This is a genomic window from Ruegeria sp. SCSIO 43209 (assembly GCF_019904295.1).
Classification (GTDB): domain Bacteria; phylum Pseudomonadota; class Alphaproteobacteria; order Rhodobacterales; family Rhodobacteraceae; genus Ruegeria.
The window spans coordinates 2241095-2258082 of sequence record NZ_CP065359.1 but is presented as its reverse complement, the minus strand read 5'-3'; the positions used below and the strand labels follow the sequence as shown (position 1 = coordinate 2258082).

General features: G+C 55.3%; 17 protein-coding genes and 1 pseudogene. 16 read left to right on the top strand and 2 right to left on the bottom strand.

Features of this window, described 5'->3' with window-relative positions:
• Complete coding sequence (locus I5192_RS11345) at nt 1-1089, top strand: ATP phosphoribosyltransferase regulatory subunit (protein ID WP_223116865.1); 1089 nt, start codon at nt 1-3, stop codon at nt 1087-1089.
• Nucleotides 1086-1775, top strand: coding sequence for an ATP phosphoribosyltransferase (hisG, locus tag I5192_RS11340; RefSeq protein ID WP_223116864.1), 690 nt, complete (start codon nt 1086-1088; stop codon nt 1773-1775). The genes I5192_RS11345 and hisG overlap by 4 nt, the downstream gene beginning before the upstream one ends.
• On the opposite strand, the gene I5192_RS11335 is transcribed toward hisG, so the two are convergent.
• Entirely contained in the window at nt 1772-2203 is a 432-nt protein-coding gene (locus I5192_RS11335; protein ID WP_170392480.1) for a DUF1489 family protein, read from the bottom strand. The two genes, hisG and I5192_RS11335, sit on opposite strands and share 4 nt — an antisense overlap.
• 129 nt (nt 2204-2332) lie before the next feature.
• Between I5192_RS11335 and I5192_RS11330 the strand changes: the two genes are divergently transcribed.
• Complete coding sequence (locus I5192_RS11330; RefSeq protein WP_170625177.1) at nt 2333-4615, top strand: adenosylcobalamin-dependent ribonucleoside-diphosphate reductase; 2283 nt, start codon at nt 2333-2335, stop codon at nt 4613-4615.
• Between the two features lie 304 nt (nt 4616-4919).
• On the opposite strand, the gene I5192_RS11325 is transcribed toward I5192_RS11330, so the two are convergent.
• Entirely contained in the window at nt 4920-5126 is a 207-nt protein-coding gene (locus tag I5192_RS11325; RefSeq protein ID WP_255612146.1) for a helix-turn-helix domain-containing protein, read from the bottom strand.
• Nucleotides 5127-5910: 784 nt separating this feature from the next.
• Between I5192_RS11325 and I5192_RS11320 the strand changes: the two genes are divergently transcribed.
• The 13 genes and pseudogenes from I5192_RS11320 to I5192_RS22500 form a co-directional block, all read left to right on the top strand.
• On the top strand, nt 5911-6492 hold the full coding sequence (locus I5192_RS11320; protein ID WP_170421575.1) for a L,D-transpeptidase: 582 nt from the start codon (nt 5911-5913) through the stop codon (nt 6490-6492).
• Nucleotides 6493-6561: 69 nt separating this feature from the next.
• Entirely contained in the window at nt 6562-7011 is a 450-nt protein-coding gene (locus I5192_RS11315) for a cytochrome c (protein WP_223116863.1), read from the top strand.
• A 396-nt stretch (nt 7012-7407) separates the two neighbouring features.
• Nucleotides 7408-8031 carry a cytochrome c gene (locus I5192_RS11310; protein ID WP_223116862.1) on the top strand — a complete coding sequence of 208 codons (624 nt, stop codon included), beginning with the start codon at nt 7408-7410 and terminating at the stop codon, nt 8029-8031.
• A gap of 9 nt (nt 8032-8040) precedes the next feature.
• Nucleotides 8041-8940, top strand: a complete 900-nt coding sequence (locus I5192_RS11305) for a cytochrome c (protein WP_223116861.1) — start codon at nt 8041-8043, stop codon at nt 8938-8940.
• A gap of 39 nt (nt 8941-8979) precedes the next feature.
• Nucleotides 8980-10353 (top strand): multicopper oxidase family protein, encoded by a 1374-nt coding sequence (locus I5192_RS11300; protein WP_223116860.1) that lies wholly within the window; start codon nt 8980-8982, stop codon nt 10351-10353.
• A gap of 16 nt (nt 10354-10369) precedes the next feature.
• Nucleotides 10370-10576 (top strand): c-type cytochrome, encoded by a 207-nt coding sequence (locus I5192_RS22765; RefSeq protein WP_370644306.1) that lies wholly within the window; start codon nt 10370-10372, stop codon nt 10574-10576.
• Nucleotides 10551-10820 (top strand): cytochrome c, encoded by a 270-nt coding sequence (locus I5192_RS11295; RefSeq protein WP_370644305.1) that lies wholly within the window; start codon nt 10551-10553, stop codon nt 10818-10820. The genes I5192_RS22765 and I5192_RS11295 overlap by 26 nt, the downstream gene beginning before the upstream one ends.
• A 37-nt stretch (nt 10821-10857) precedes the next feature.
• Nucleotides 10858-11550, top strand: a complete 693-nt coding sequence (locus tag I5192_RS11290; RefSeq protein ID WP_050605746.1) for a DsbA family protein — start codon at nt 10858-10860, stop codon at nt 11548-11550.
• A 325-nt stretch (nt 11551-11875) separates the two neighbouring features.
• Nucleotides 11876-14386, top strand: coding sequence for a heavy metal translocating P-type ATPase (locus tag I5192_RS11285; RefSeq protein ID WP_223116859.1), 2511 nt, complete (start codon nt 11876-11878; stop codon nt 14384-14386).
• 15 nt (nt 14387-14401) lie between these two features.
• Nucleotides 14402-14788 (top strand): Cu(I)-responsive transcriptional regulator, encoded by a 387-nt coding sequence (cueR, locus tag I5192_RS11280; protein ID WP_170392471.1) that lies wholly within the window; start codon nt 14402-14404, stop codon nt 14786-14788.
• Nucleotides 14789-14940: 152 nt separating this feature from the next.
• Complete coding sequence (locus tag I5192_RS11275) at nt 14941-15330, top strand: hypothetical protein (protein WP_223116858.1); 390 nt, start codon at nt 14941-14943, stop codon at nt 15328-15330.
• 283 nt (nt 15331-15613) lie between these two features.
• Nucleotides 15614-16090, top strand: a complete 477-nt coding sequence (locus I5192_RS11270; protein ID WP_170564198.1) for a DUF411 domain-containing protein — start codon at nt 15614-15616, stop codon at nt 16088-16090.
• A gap of 108 nt (nt 16091-16198) precedes the next feature.
• Nucleotides 16199-16829, top strand: a pseudogene (locus I5192_RS22500) (IS5 family transposase); the annotation flags it as partial.
• Nucleotides 16830-16988 lie beyond the last annotated feature (159 nt).

The following is a 16988-nucleotide window of genomic DNA, read 5'->3' as shown; positions in this document are numbered from 1 at the left end:
ATGCCGAACCGTTCCCAAATACAGGCCCGCGCCGCCATGATGCGTGTCCGGTTCGAGGCGGCGGGCGCGCAGGTGGTTGATACGCCTCTGCTGCAGCCAGCCGGGACGCTGCTGGACCTCTATGGAGAAGATATCCGCGCCCGTGCTTACGTGACCTCGGACGCGCTGCGGGGTGAGCAGATGCTGCGCCCGGATTTCACCCTGCCGGTGGTACAGATGCACATGTCCGATGGGGCTGAACCAGCAAGATACACCTATTCCGGCGAAGTGTTCCGCCGTCAGGAACACGATCCGGATCGTGCTAATGAGTATATCCAAGTCGGCTACGAAGTATTTGATCGCGAAGACCCCGCCGGAGCCGATGCCGAGGTATTTTCGTTATTTGCCCTGCAATTGCGCGGGCTGCCTTTGCGGGCAGCGACAGGTGATATCGGTATTCTGATCGCCGCTGTCGGGGGGCTCAAGACCACTAGCCGTCGTAAGGCCGCGCTGATGCGACATCTCTGGCGGCCTCGCCGGTTCCGCGTTCTGCTGGACCGATACGCCGGGCGCAAAGCGGGCCTTGAGGGTCGCGATGCTCTGCTAGACGCAGCTGACCCATTGGCGATTGACGTGCCCATGATCGGTAAACGCCGCGCGCCGGAAATCCTCGACCGGATTGAAGCCCTGCGCGAAGACCGCGCTGCGCCGCCGATCTCGGACAATGAACTGGCCGGTTTGGAGACGCTGCTTAACGTGCGCGAAACCATGCCTTTCGCGCTGGAACAACTGCGTGACATTGCGGTTGATCTGCCACAGATCACATCTGCTTTGGATCGTTTGGAAGCTCGTATCGCAGCCCTGCAGGCGCGGGGCGTGGATGTGGATACACTGGATTTTGAGGCGTCTTATGGCAGGACCTCGATGGAGTATTACGACGGGTTTGTATTCGGCTTTTACGCCGAAGGCCGCCCTGATCTGCCACCGGTTGCGACCGGCGGGCGCTATGATGCGCTGACCAGGCAATTGGGTGGTGGGGCCGAGATTCCGGCAATTGGCGGCGTGATCCGCCCGGACCTGATGCTCGAAATCGAGGAGGCTGCGCAATGAGCCTGAAACTCGGTGTGCCTTCGAAGGGCCGGTTGATGGACAAGGCCTTCGCATGGTTTGAAAAGCGCGGCATTACACTGTCGCGCAGCGGATCAGACCGGGAATACGCGGGCAAGGTTGAAGGGATTGGTGGCGTCTCGCTGATCCTATTGTCTGCAGGAGAGATTCCGCGCGAGCTGGCGGCGGGACGCATTCATTTGGGCGTGACCGGCATCGATCTTGTGCATGAAAAGCTGCCGCGCTGGGAACAGCAGGTGGAAGAGGTTGCACCTTTGGGGTTCGGCAAGGCGGACCTTATCATCGCAACCCCAGCCTGCTGGGTCGACGTGGACACTCTGGATGATTTGGATGCAGCGGCGGCAGGTTTTCGCAGGGCGCATGGCCACCGGCTGCGGATCGCTACCAAGTACCACCGTCTGGTCCGCGAATTCCTGACCGAAGCGGGAGTGGCCGATTACACGCTGGTCGACAGCCAGGGCGCAACCGAGGGGACGGTGGTGAATGAGACAGCCGAGGCGATTGCCGATATCACCTCGACCGGGGAAACACTGCGGGCGAACCACCTGAAAATCCTGTCGGATGGGTTGATCCTGCAATCGCAGGCCACGCTGTGGCGCAGCCGCGTGGCCAAATACGATGCGGCTGAAAAGACGGCTTTGAATGAGCTGCTGGACAGGTTGGCCTAAAGCACCCCAATTTCCGCTAATGCGCGGTTCAGATCGTCGGGCAGGGCATCGTCCTGCTCGCGATTTTTAGGCAAGTCGGCAGGGGTGTCCTCAGGCTTGAGATACCGCCAGCCCTGGAATGGACGCTTCAGAGCGTTCTGCGTTCTGTGTACTTCGGGGTCCAGGACGATGGCGCAGCGGCGGATGCCATCCTCGCCTCGGACTTCATCCAGCCGCAGGATGCGCTGGCGGCACTGGACCACACCTTTGATCACCCAATAGATCGACCCGCCATTCAGAATTTCAGCGTCGCGCTTGGGCCACATGCGGGTGACGTGGCGCGGGTATCCGTCCTCATAGAGTGGTTTGCGGCTGTCTTGCCACGCCATCAGCGTGTCGACGCTTTCTGACCCAACCGAAAGTTTGATGAGGTTTACGTACTTATCCACAGCTTTCCCACAGAGTCGTCCCAAGGATGATCCCTATATTGTAGCCCTCATGCGCTTGTCATCAAGGTGTTGTGGTTTAGATGTGATCTGGGCTAATCTGAATGCCTCTTTCAGCACAGGGAATCACCAATGAGCCGCTTTGCCGCCCCCATCGCCGAGCAGATCTGGGATATGAAATACCGCTTTAAACAGGCGGATGGTACGCCCATCGATCAGACAGTCGAGGACAGCTGGCGGCGCATAGCTCGTGATCTGGCGCGTGTGGAAGAAGACCCGGCGCATTGGGAAGAAAAATTCTATGAGGCGCTAGAGGATTTCAAATACCTTCCTGCTGGCCGCATCACCGCCGGGGCGGGCACCGCGCGACAGGTAACCCTGTTCAACTGCTTTGTGATGGGGACGATCCCCGACAGCATGGGCGGTATCTTCGACATGCTGAAAGAGGCCGCGCTGACCATGCAGCAGGGTGGCGGGATCGGTTATGATTTCTCAACCATCCGTCCACGTGGCGCGGATGTGAAAGGGGTTGCCGCTGATGCCTCTGGCCCGCTGAGCTTTATGGATGTCTGGGACGCCATGTGCCGGACGATCATGTCTGCAGGCTCGCGTCGTGGTGCGATGATGGCGACCATGCGCTGCGACCATCCGGATATCGAACAGTTCATCACCGCCAAATCCGACCCGGCGCGTTTGCGCATGTTCAACATGTCGGTTCTGGTCACCGATCCATTCATGGAGGCCGTCAAGGCCGATGGACCGTGGGATCTGGTATTTGACGGAAAGGTCTATCACACCGTTCAGGCGCGCGATCTTTGGAATAAGATCATGCAGGCCACCTATGATTATGCCGAGCCGGGCGTGATCTTTATCGACCGGATCAATCAGGCGAACAATCTGAATTACGTCGAGACGATCTCGGCGACCAACCCGTGCGGAGAACAACCTCTACCGCCTTATGGTGCCTGTTTGCTGGGCTCGATCAATCTGGCACGGTTGGTTGCCGAGCCGTTCGAGGATGCCGCGCATCTGGACGAGGAGGCCTTGCAAGAGCTGGTGGCCACCGCCGTTCGCATGATGGACAACGTGGTGGACGCGTCGAAATTCCCGCTGGCCGAACAAGAAGCCGAGGCGCAAGACAAGCGCCGCATCGGGCTGGGCGTGACTGGTCTGGCCGATGCGCTGTTGATGTTGGGTCTGCGCTACGGCTCGGACGAGGCGGCGCGTCAGACCGAGCGCTGGTTGCACGCAATCGCGCGCGCCGCGTATCTGGCGTCGGTCGATTTGGCGAGGGAAAAGGGCGCTTTCCCACTGTTTGACGCCGAGAAATATCTGGCCAGCGGCACCATGCAACAGATGGATGACGATGTGCGCGACGCAATCCGCGAACACGGCATCCGCAACGCGCTGCTGACCTCGATCGCGCCGACGGGTACGATTTCGCTTTATGCGGGCAACGTGTCTTCGGGGATCGAGCCGGTTTTTGCCTATGCCTATACGCGCAAGGTGCTGCAAAAGGACGGTTCGCGCACCGAAGAAGAGGTTGTGGACTATGCGGTGCAGATGTGGCGCGACAAGTTTGGCGACGCCGAATTGCCCGAGTATTTCGTGAATGCGCAAACACTAAGCCCGTCCCATCACGTAAAAATGCAGGCGGCGGCTCAAAAGTGGATCGATAGTTCGATATCGAAGACGATCAACTGTCCCGAAGATATCAGCTTTGACGCCTTCAAAGACGTCTATATGCAGGCCTGGGATCAGGGGTGCAAAGGCTGCACGACCTATAGGCCAAACGATGTGACCGGCTCGGTTCTGAGCGTATCGGAAAGCGACGACAAAGCGCCAGGTGAAAGCGCGGATGCCCCGCATGAGGTTGACGGGGGCGAGGTCGTTTATATGTCCGAACCGCTTGATCGCCCACAATCGCTGGAAGGGTCGACTTACAAGCTGAAATGGCCGGACAGCGAGCACGCAATCTATCTGACAATTAACGATATCGTCATTGGCGGACGCCGCCGTCCCTTCGAGGTGTTCATTAACTCGAAGAATATGGAGCATTATGCTTGGACGCTGGCTTTGACCCGGATGATATCGGCCGTGTTCCGACGCGGTGGCGATGTGTCCTTTGTGGTCGAGGAACTGAAAGCTGTGTTCGACCCGCGAGGCGGGGCCTGGGTTAAAGGCAAGTACATTCCGTCCATCCTGGCCGCGATTGGCGGCGTGATCGAGCAACACATGGTCAATATCGGCTTCCTTGAGGGCGAAGGCATGGGCCTGAAGTCCGATCCTCAGGCGCAGGTGGTCAACATGGACGCCCCGCGTGGCAAGGCTTGCCCATCCTGTGGTCAGTTCGACATGGTGATGATCGAAGGCTGCATGACCTGCCGCAGCTGCGGTCATTCTAAGTGTGGCTGATTTGGCGGAAGAGGACTTGATGTCGTGGTGCTTCAGGCGACACCGCCATTATTGTCACCAAATGACCTCTAACTGCGATCTGCCGACCTGCTGACGGAACCTAAGAAGCGCTAGTTTTTTTTACGTTTCTTGTCTGAAGGAAATTTACTGGCCTTGTCGACCGAAGCACCTTTGGCGAGTTGCTTCGGCTTCTCTGTGCGACTTGATGCATGGCATTTGTTCCAAACATTTGCTTTGGAGTACTTTTTAGTTCTTCAAGCGTCAGGTGCAGGTTCAAACCTTGAACGTTTAATAGAGCAGCACCCTAAACTCGCTCGTCGAGTGGCATTGCGTCTGCGACAAATTTTAAGAACTGCTCCGGGGGAATGCTAAGTGCGCGCGATAGTATAACAAGTTCTGGCACATCTATGCGCCTTTGGCCGATCTCAATCCTGGCAATAAATAACGGATGACACTTTAACTTCTTGGCGAGCTTCGCCCGCGAGTATCGTTGGGCTTTGTCGGCGGCGATAGGCGCGGAGATCAGCGCGAAATGCCCTGACGAGCGGAGAGATTTGGCCGCTTTGGTGTCCGTTTAATGCTTCGGACATTTCCTAATCTCATTTTCAGAGTGTTTAGAAAGTCAGATTGAATATCTAAGAGCGGATGATGAAAATTGCTAAACATATAATCAACGCAGCTTTTTTCCCCTGTTTTGCGTTTGCCCGAGAGCCACTCACACTAACTTCAGACGAATATGAGCACTTGGAGCCTATCTACTAAATCCTTTGCGTAGCGCCCGGTAGGACCACTGACGAAGCAATGGAAGCGTTATTAGCGCACTTCGATCAACCACTTGCCAATGAAGTGGAGACTCTGATTGTGCGTAGTTCATGCGGCGCGAATTTCGATACGAATTTACCCAGCGGTTGCTGTCCCCAAGTTCCTACGAGAATCGTGCTTCGACCAGCATGATTGTCATTCTTAGTATCTGATACCTTCGCACCGGCAGCTGATCAAATCAATTCACCAGAATCTAAGCGATTGTTAACGTTGATTTTATTGTATTTGATCGGTACGGAAAACAAAGCTCTTTCTGAAAGCGAACTGGCATTATGTCTAAGAAAAGTTGGGTTTTCACAATGGCTTGACGATCTGAAGCCACCTTTGAAACCGCCTCATGTGCCTACGGCAGCAGTATTCCAGACGAAATTTCCCTTACGCAAAACCTGTTGTTTGTTGACCTTCCAGCGCGGGAACCGGGCATACAGCCCAAATGAGTCGTAAAGCAAGAATACACGTTTGGGGTGGCAGGCATGAAACCGAACAGGGATAGAAAGGCTGTTACGCGACGCGGAGTGATTGCCGCGTTTGCTGCGACAACTCTCTTTCCAGCACCGGCCGTTTGGGCCCAATCGATGACAACCCAAGGGACGCGCCGCAATGTTTCTTCATTCCGCGTTGCTAAATGGCAGGATCACTTTGATACGCTTAAGAATGGTGTGATCCTGTCCGATACACAGTCCAAGGTCCTGCAATATTGGTCAGAAGACGAGAGCGTCTATCGGATGTATCCAACCAGCGTGCCGCTGACGGAAGACCTTACAAGGCTGGGCTACACCACAGTAACTCGCAAGGTTGAGGGGCCATCTTGGCGACCGACACCAGCAATGAAAAAGCGCAACCCCGCTTGGCCCGACTATGTGGGCCCGGGTCCGGAGAATCCTCTGGGGACACATGCACTATATTTGAGCTGGCAATACTACCGGATCCACGGCACCAACGACACACGCAAGATCGGAAGAAGATCCTCCAATGGCTGCATCGGCTTGTACAATGAGCAGATCGCGGACTTGTTCGAACTGGCCACCGTGGGCACGCAGGTAAAACTGATCTGACCATGGTCAAGTCGGCTTTTCTGGACAGGTGCTTAAGCTCGGTAACTGACAACGACGTGAAATAGTAAAATGGATAAACTTACACTCATGATAGGCGGTGTGGCGATCGCAGGTGCCGTCGCAATCGTCTACAATCTAAATCAGCAACCAGCTGGCCATTCGATGACGACACCTGATACGTCGACGCTGGCGTCGGGAGACCCAATCCAAAACGTCAATCTACCGGACCAGCTAAGCGAATTTGCGGCCGTCGGCAAAGTGGCATTCGACGCAAAATGCTCGGCGTGCCATGGCGGGAATGCAACTGGTCTGGTGGGCCTTGCACCACCATTGGTGCATAAAATCTATGAACCAAGCCACCATTCGGACGAGGCATTTTACGTGGCCGTCCAGAATGGTGTTCGAGCCCATCATTGGAAGTTCGGTAACATGCCGCCGGTCGATGGCTTGACCCGCGCGGATGTGAAAGGCATCGTAGCGTATATAAGAGAGTTGCAGCAGGAAAACGGGATTTTCTGAAGGTGACGAGTCGAGTGGGCACCGCAATTCGTTACTTCATCCTGTCAATTGCGCTGGCCATTGGCGGGCTACTTGTGACGGCCGATTCTGCTCATGCACATGGCGGTGATTCACCGCATGTGATTGACCAAACCGGCTCTGCGGACGTCGAACATGTCAAGCAGGGTCATCCCGGGCATTGTCATGGCGGAGCGATCTGCAACGCTGTTGGACTATTTTTGATGGGTCCAACACCGCCTGGTCCCCAATGCACGGAACGAAGATACTCGATCCCTCGAGCTCAATACCGGGTTCTTAGTATTATCGCGTTTGACCCACCACCGCCGCGTGTCCTGATCTGACGAGTCGAATTGGGCCCAAGATGGGCGCGTCGAAGCAGACGAAAAGGACAAAGAAATGAACATTCTAAAAATGACTACAAGCGTGGCCCTGGTTTCACTATTTGCGGCGGCCGCCCTGGCGCATGGTGGCGCAACCGGTATCGTCAAAGAACGCATGGACGGCATGTCCGCGATGAAGGACAGCATGAAGGTCCTTACACCGATGATGCAGGGGAAAACGCCCTACAATGCGCAAACGGTACGAAGCGAAGCCAAGAAAATCGGAAGCCACGCCGGTGAGAGCATGACTAAGCTGTTTCCAGAGGGATCTGATGGCAAACCCTCGGAGGCCAAATCGCAAATCTGGCAGGATTGGGGTTCCTTTACAGAAATAGCCAGACAGTTGGAAATCTACTCAGAAGGCCTTGCGCTTTCGGCAGACAACGGGCTGATGGCGTCCGGATCGGGTCATGGTTCCGGCATGATGGGCGGCAAATCCATGATGGGAGGTGGTTCCATGATGGGAAGTGGTTCCATGATGGGAAGTGGTTCCATGATGGGAGGTGGTTCCATGATGGGCAGCGGGATGATGGCTGGCAGTCCAAACCTAGCACAGCTGTCTGAAATGCCGGCAGATGGTGTGTTCATGATGTTGAGCCAGACATGCTCGGCGTGTCACACGCGATTTCGGTCGGAATAGGAATGCATCATGAAGCCGATAATACGGTTGGGTCTTGCTGCCGCCGTTACGGCGTCAGCAGGGTTTGTTGCTGTGATGGCTTGGCCGATTGGCCAGCCCTTACAAGCTCTCGACATTCAAGGTGACGTTAACCGCGGGGCGTATCTGGCAAGGGCAAGTGGCTGTATCGCCTGCCACACAGACTTTGCCAAAGGGGGCGCGCCCTTGGCCGGTGGGGTGGAGTTGGATACCCCGTTCGGCACGCTCTTTTCGCCGAACTTGACCACAGATCCCGATCACGGGATCGGTGATTGGACGATCGAGGAATTTGCCCGCGCTGTGCGTCAGGGTGTATCGCCAGACGGGCAGCCCTACTACCCGGCCTTTCCTTATCCGTTTTATGCCAATTTCACGGATCAGGACATCGCCGATCTCTGGGCCGCCTGGAAAACGGTTGCACCGGTAGCGGAACCGTCAAAAGAGCAGGAAATGGTGTTCCCCTTCAATCAGAGATGGGGCCTGAAGCTGTGGCGGGCGGCATTTTTGGAACCGCCGCGGACCGATCCCGTACCGGGCAATGATGATGTATGGAACCGGGGCCGGTTACTCGTTGAAGGTGCCACGCATTGTGCCGCCTGTCACACCGGGAGAAACCTGGCTGGCGCAAGAAATTCGGACACGGAACACTTCAAGGGAAGTGACTATCTGCCGGGCGGTAACAAGGCTCCGGCCATCGACTTTGAGACCCTGCAAATGCGTGGGTGGACGGTTGATGATCTGGCCTATGCCTTGCGCACCGGCGTCATGCCTGATGGCGATGTATTCGGCGGCGCCATGGGAGAGGTCGTAAACTATGGCACCAGCTTTCTGACAGACGAAGACCTGAAGGCAATGGCGACCTATCTGCTGGATGTGCACGACGGGGGATAATCCAGTGCGAGATCAAGTATTCTTTGGAAGGAAGTCCTAATGAAGCTCAATCGCAGGCAATTCGTTGCAGGCACGTCGGCACTAATCGCAGTGCCGACTATCGGGAGGGCGGCTACCGCCCCCCGAATAATCGAGGCGCGTTCAGGATTGGCACGTGTTGCCCCCGACAGCTATCCTGAAACCGAGATATGGGGATATGATGGCGGTGTTCCGGGCCCCGAAATTCGTGCCCGGCAGGGCGAAACGGTTCGCCGGACACTCCTGAACTCACTGCCTCAGCCTACGGCAATCCATTGGCATGGACTGCGGGTTCCAAACAACATGGATGGGGTGCCGGGTCTTACACAGGAGGCTGTACCAACAAGCGGCGAGTTTCAGTATGACTTGCCTCTGAAGGATGCAGGAACCTTCTGGTACCACTCTCATAACCAGTCAACGGAACAAGTGGCCAGGGGCCTTTACGGCGCGTTCATCGTCGACGAAATGGACCCGCCGGACACGGATCATGACATTACGATCCTGCTGGATGACTGGAGGTTGGGTCAGGACGCCCAAATCGTCGATGATTTCGGCGCGATGCATGACTGGACCCATGCAGGTCGCATGGGAAACTACGTTCACGCGCGCATATCGCCAATGACCGAAGTTTTGACGAACCAGCGATTGCGAATTCGAATGGTCAACGTGGCAACTGATCGGATCATGTATGTGTCAGTAGGTGGCGCAAACGGGAAACTGGTCGCTTATGATGGCATGCCTGTAAGGCAGCCAGAAGATTTCGAAACACTTGTTTTCGGACCTGCGCAGCGAGCAGATTTGATTGTCGACGTCACAGCGGAATCGAACGAAGCCGTTCAAATAACTCTTCACGAACGCGATGAATCATTTGTTATCGCTGAGATCCCGGTTTCGGGAAGCGGTACATCTGCCAGCCGCGATGAGATCGAAGCTCTGCCACCCAACCCTGTTTCTTTTCTTGAAGATGTTTCTGACGCCTTAAAGGTTCCATTGGTGATGGAAGGCGGGGCGATGGGCGGACTGCGTCAAGGTACTTACAACGGCCAAGTCATGAGCCCTAATGAGTTGGTTCAGGAAGGACAGATCTGGACATTCAACGGAGTCGCAGGGTTACCCGAAGACCCGCTCGCTTCTGTTTCGCGTGGCGACATAGTCCGTATTCAGATGCAGAACGACACTGTCTTTGCGCACGCCATGCACTTGCACGGGACGCACTTTCAGGAAGTTCTGTCGAACGGGAGCCTGGGACCGTTGCGAGACACAATACTGGTTGACCGGATGGAAACGCGGGAGATTGCGTTCGTTGCGGATAACCCGGGGGACTGGCTGTTTCATTGCCACATGCTTTCGCATCAGGCCGCTGGAATGAAGACCTGGCTGAGCGTGGCGTCATGAACAAGAGCGCGGCGAAATGGGTGTCACTAGCTGCTGTGGTGATCATTGTCGCGGTCGCTGGCTGGGGCCTGAGTGGGCGTGCGCAAACAGTGCATCAGCGGATTCGGCACGTGGTGCAGTTTTGTACGCCGAAAACTGCGCGTCATGCCACGGGGCAAATTTGGAGGGTCAGCAGGATTGGCAAACACCTGATCCGGATGGCGTCTTGCGCGCCCCCGCATGACCGAACCGGGCATACCTGGCATCACGGCGACAAGCTGTTGTTCGACTATACAAAGTTTGGCGGGTACCAAACTTTGAAGCAGATGGGTGTCACTGACGTCAAAAGCGGTATGCCAGGTTTCGAGTACACTCTGTCGGATCAGGAAATCTGGGACATCCTCGCCTTCATCAAGGAGAGTTGGCCGGATCGGGAACGCAAGCTGCAAGAGCAGCGCACCGAGGCAGAACAAACGGAAGGAAACTGACGTGAAACGATTTTTTGCAGGCTTAATTGCCATCACTATGTCGATTGGTGCTGCTATGGCGAGTGCTGACGAATTGTCTGACTCCGATGTAAAACGGCTGGCTCTGGAAGCCATAATGGAAAACCCCGAAATCATCATGCAGGCGATTCAATTGCTTCAACAGCGCGAAGATCAGGCAAAAGCCGAAGCCATTGGAAACGTCTTGGAAAATCAGCGTGAATTGCTGGAACAGGATCCGAATGCGCCTGTCATCGGAAACCCGGAAGGTGATGTAACCGTAGTCGAGTTTTTTGACTATAACTGCCCATATTGCAAACGCGCGGCCCCGGTCGTGAAAAACGTAATCGCAGGCGATTCCGATGTCCGAGTTGTTTACCGAGAATGGCCCATACTCGGAGAAGGTTCCGACTTCGCGGCACGCGCCGCGCTTGCCTCACGTAATCAGGGAAAATATGAAGAATTTCATTGGGCGCTTATGGCTCTGAACGGTCGTGCCACTGAGGCCAGTGTCCTGAAAGTTGTTCGGGAACTTGGCCTGGACGAGGATCAATTGCGCGCAGACATGGAGGCGCCGGAAGTCGACGCGCATATTCAGGTGTCCATGGAATTGGCCCGGCAGCTTGGCTTCAGTGGCACCCCTTCGTTTGTGATTGGAGATGCGCTTGCCCCGGGTCTGATCGCCGAAGATGAAATGACCCGGCTAATCGAGGCAGTCAGAGACGCAAGATAGAACTAAGGGACGACAGCATTTGCGCTCCTAAACTTCTGTTGCGAAAGTGGCTTCGTATCCCTCGGACTCTGAGCTGCAAGGATATGATCAAGTTGATTGGTGCTTAAGACACGTACCCTGCGGTTTTTCATGTCAAAGTCCAACTGTGCGGAGGAACTTACTGTGTCAATGGCTTTGTCTATAGCTGACTTGCGGTGCCCGCAGCTCATATCCGGGATACTTAGCGTCGTCATGAATGATGAGAAAGAAAGTCAGCCTCATCCCTTGACCTTCCACTTGCTGGAACCCTTATGTTGCCCGTCAGCAGAACATACGTGGTGGCAATATGACTGAAAATTCACATGCGCGGTTCCAGGTTCAGGGTATGAGCTGTGCTTCCTGCGTTGGGCGCGTCGAGCGCGCATTGAAAGATGTGCCAGGGGTAGATGCCGCTTCGGTTAATCTCGCCAGTGAAAGCGTTCAGGTCGATTTCCGCGATCCAGCCGATAAAGCGGCCATTGCTGATGCGTTAAACCGCGCCGGATATCCGGCGCGGACCGCAGAGGTCACGCTGGATATTCAGAACATGTCCTGCGCATCCTGTGTAGGGCGCGTTGAACGAGCCCTGGAAGCCGATGGCGGCGTCTTGTCCGCGTCGGTCAATCTGGCCACTGAAAGTGCAACTGTGCGTTTTGCTGAGGGAGTCACAACACCCGAAGCAATCGCGGCGCTTGCGGCATCTGCCGGCTATCCGGCGAGCCTGCGATCCGCAACGCAGACCGAACCACAAGACCGCAAAGCGGCAGAGATCAGCCATCTGGCGCGGCGAACATGCTTCGCCGCCTTGCTCGCATTGCCGGTATTCATTCTCGAAATGGGCTCGCATGTTATTCCGGGCATGCACCACCTGATAGCGAGCACCATAGGCATCCAGAACAGCTATTACCTGCAATTCCTTCTGACCACGATCGTTCTTTTTGGGCCAGGCTTGCAGTTCTACACCAAGGGATTCCCTTCCTTGTTCAAAGGCGCGCCGGACATGAACTCTCTGGTGGCCCTGGGCACTTCGGCGGCATATGGGTTCTCACTGATCTCGACCTTCGCGCCGCATATTCTTCCTGCCGGAACCGCAAATGTCTACTACGAGGCCGCAGCGGTAATCGTGGTTCTTATATTGCTTGGGCGGTTCCTCGAGGCGCGCGCCAAGGGCCGAACTGGTGAAGCGATCCGAAAACTGGTCGGTCTGCAGGCAAAAACAGCACGAGTTGAGCGCGACGGATCGGTTGTCGAGCTACCGATTGAGCAGATCGTTGTAGGGGATATTGTGCACGTTCGACCGGGCGAAAAAATCGCGGTGGATGGTGCCGTAATGACCGGCGCGTCATATGTCGATGAAAGCATGATCACCGGAGAGCCGGTTCCCGTCGAAAAAACCGAGGGCGCAACTGTGGTCGGGGGGACCGTAAATGGCGCGGGTGCATTGACGTACCGTGCTGAAAAGATCGGCGCAGACTCTATGTTGGCCCAGATCATTCAGATGGTCGAACAAGCACAGGGTGCCAAGCTTCCGATTCGAGGCCTGGTCGACCGCATCACGCTGTGGTTTGTGCCGGTAGTGATCGCAGTGGCCGTTGTAACAGTGCTGGTATGGATGTTGTTCGGACCCGATCCCGCGCTTAGCCTGGCGTTGGTGGCCGGGGTTGCGGTACTGATCATTGCTTGCCCCTGCGCCATGGGGTTGGCCACACCTACTTCCATCATGGTCGGCACTGGCCGCGCTGCCGAGATGGGTGTCCTGTTTCGAAAGGGCGACGCCTTGCAAATGCTGCAGGAAACCACCGTTGTTGCGGTGGACAAGACGGGGACCTTGACCGAAGGGCGTCCGGAGCTGACCGACCTGATTGTGGCCGAAGGATTGGCCGAGGATGAGGTTCTGCGCCTTGTTGCTGCCGTTGAGGTCACATCCGAACATCCAATCGCCACAGCCATCGTGCGCGCGGCAGAAACCCGTGGTCTGGAGCTTTCCAAGCCAGAAGACTTCACGTCGATCACCGGTTACGGGGTAAGCGCCTCAGTCGAAGGCCATAAAATCCTGATCGGGGCCGACCGCCTGATGAGTCGCGAAGGGGTAGAAATGGGCGCGCTTTCTGATCGGGGCGCTGAACTCGCAATCAACGGAAAGACTCCACTTTATGCTGCCGTAGACGGGGCTATCGCGGCCGTAATCGCTGTGGCGGACCCAATCAAAACCACCACGCCGGACGCAATCGAAGCTCTGCACGGGCTGGGCCTGAAAGTAGCGATGATCACCGGTGACAATGCCTCTACTGCCAAATCCATTGCGGCGCAGCTTGGCATCGATCATGTCGTGGCTGAAGTTCTGCCCGAGGGTAAAGTATCCGCGTTACAGGATTTGCGTACAAATGGCGGAAAACTGGCCTTTGTGGGTGATGGCATCAATGATGCGCCTGCTTTGGCGGCAGCTGACGTAGGAATTGCGATCGGGACAGGCACTGACATTGCCATCGAAGCGGCTGACGTCGTTCTGATGTCAGGCGACCTGACGGGCGTGGTCAATGCCTTCGATATTAGTCAGCGCACCATGCGTAACATCCGCCAAAACCTGTTCTGGGCATTCAGCTACAACACACTGCTCATACCGGTAGCGGCAGGGGTGCTTTATCCGTTTGGCGGTCCGCTGCTATCGCCGGTTTTGGCCGCAGGTGCCATGGCGCTGTCCAGCGTATTTGTCCTAACCAATGCGCTGCGGTTGCGCTGGGTAAAGCCGATCAAAGTTGGGCGAGAACAGATCTCGCAGAACACCGAGCAGACGCTGCGTTCAGCGCCTGCTGGATAGTATAGGAGAACCGCTGTGAATATCGGAGATGTAGCAGAACGTTCGGGTCTGCCTGCCAAAACCATCCGCTATTACGAGGATATCGGGTTCATCAAACCCAAGCGGAGCCTCAATGGGTATCGCCATTTCGACGAAAAGGAACTGCACAAGCTGGCCTTCATCGGGCGGGCCCGTTCATTGGGCTTTACCATTGAGGATTGTCGTTCACTACTGGCGTTGTACGAGGACAAAGAACGTGCCAGCGCGGACGTGAAAGAAATTGCAAAACAGAATCTAAAAGAGATCGACGATAAGATTTCCGATCTGAAGGCGATGCATGAAACACTGTCTCATCTGATCGAAGAATGCGCTGGCGACCACCGCCCAGACTGTCCAATTCTAAAAAACTTGGGCCAAGCGTAGTTAACCTTGTTGTTTGATCTGCCTCCAAGTTTGGCAATCTTTTTCTTCAGACGTGGCAATCCGCTCTTCTCTAGTGCGCGCCGCACTATCAATTGTAGTTTTGTTGGCTTCGGGTCAGCACGTTGCCACGATCACACTACGTCCGCAGTACGGTGAATGAGTTGATCCCTGTTTTAAGAGAAACGCTTTTAGTGTGCGTCTGTTTTACGGTGACAATCATCGGCTCTGTTGCTTTTGCAAATAACGACTTTGAGATCGCAGACAGCCACAAACAAAATGGCGTTTCGATCGCGTCAAAAGCATCAGAATTCAAACACAACAATTGCCGTTTTCATTCCACCACCGATCAAGATTGCGCGGACGACTGCGTGAGTTGTGGCGGGGCATGCCACACTGGAACCTGTTGCGTTGGTGAAAACCCGACCCAATTAGGACTTGCGGTTTTGGTGGAAGCTTATGGCCAGAGAAACCGTAACATGGACACGGATAACCAGAATTCTCAAGCGCCTCTGACGCCCAATCTTCCTCCACAAATATCCTAACATCCAAAGTCCTGAAAGTGCGGGTTTTCAAATTGTTTCTGTTCGAGCATGCACTGCGGTCGACAGGAGATTATTATGCGTGGAAGAGAGGCTAAACTATCAGTATTTGCCTTGGCGCTCATCTTATCCAAGCGGTTGCGACATGCGTGCGCTATGCACCGAAAGCGAACAGAAACAGGGCTGGTCATGATCGCCCGCTTGACACAAATCATAGCACTTGCCTGCGATTTCGGTCACAAGACCGAATATCATAGCGCAGGCGTAAACACGGAAAGGAAATGACATGACCACCACGAAACTTGACCGACGCCTTTTCCTGGCTGGCCTCAGCGCCTCCGGCATCGCCCTGGCTTCACCTACATTTGCAACGACCAAACCGCTGGTGCAGGTTCTCAAGGACCCCGCATGCGGGTGTTGTGGCGCGTGGATTGATATTATGCAACGCGAAGGATTCGAGATGGAAGTGCAGAATGCCTCCTGGGAGACTTTGTCTGAATACAAAGCTAACAAGGGTATTCCAGAAGAGATGGCGTCCTGTCACACAGGCTTGCTCGAGGGCTATGTCATAGAAGGTCATGTGCCCCCGGCGGACATCCGGCGCTTGTTGGCCGAACGCCCTGATGCGGTCGGGCTGACAGTGCCAGGTATGCCCTATGGCTCACCTGGTATGGGGCCGGAGAGTGAGCGGGAAGCCTATTCGGTTTTCCTGATCGGTAAGGATGGCACCACAGAAGTTTTCAACCATTACAAGGCAGCGTGATTGCCAATTTTTTGCAACAACCGCAAACGGAATTGCCAAGCGTTTAGTGTGAATTTCGGTAGCAGCGATTGAAAAGCGAGTTCAAGGTCGGCTAGTCCGATACGGGGCTGGTCCGATGCTCCGAAGGAGTATGGCCCACCCAAGACGCTCTACAACTGCTAAAAACGTTAGAGCGACAACGGCGTGTTTGCACGGATCATGGAAAGGCTGGCTTCGGACCATTCCGATCACAGGGCGATCATGATAAAAGTGAGCAGGCGAACGCCATGCGTTCAATTGAGCCTGCGCAAGTATCTGAAGGCACATCGCATGGCTTCAAGCCTACGGTTGAAAAAAGGGGCGCTGGTGCCTGATTGGGCGTGCCAACGGCGGAATGAGCGCCAAGTTGCATGCCGTCAGCGATGCTTCTGGCCACCCAATCCGGTCTTTCATAACTGTCGATCAGATCAGTGACTACACGGGTGCCAGGGCACTTCTAAGCAGCCTACCAGCCGCCGATTGGATGATTGCTGATCGGGGTTACGATTCTGACTGGTTCCGAAAGGCTATGAAAGACAAAGGGATACGCCCATGCTTCCCCGGCAGAAAGTCACGCGAGAAGCCTGTCCGAAAAGATAAACACAGGTTCAAGCACCGAAACCGCATCAAGATCATATTCGGTCGCTTGAATGAATAGGGCCGAGTAGAAACCCGCTACGAAAGATGGCTGAAAGTGTTCCCATCAGCCATCGCACTCGCAGAGATTTTCAGGCTCCGAAATTCAATGAGCCTAGGGGCTAGCGCAGTGTGCCAGACGTTCACCAACATTCGACGAAAAGTATCAATATGAGGCTGTTCTTTAGCAACATTTTCGTGATTGCTGCATTTCGGTCTCTTTTCCGCCCATTTTTTCGTTGAT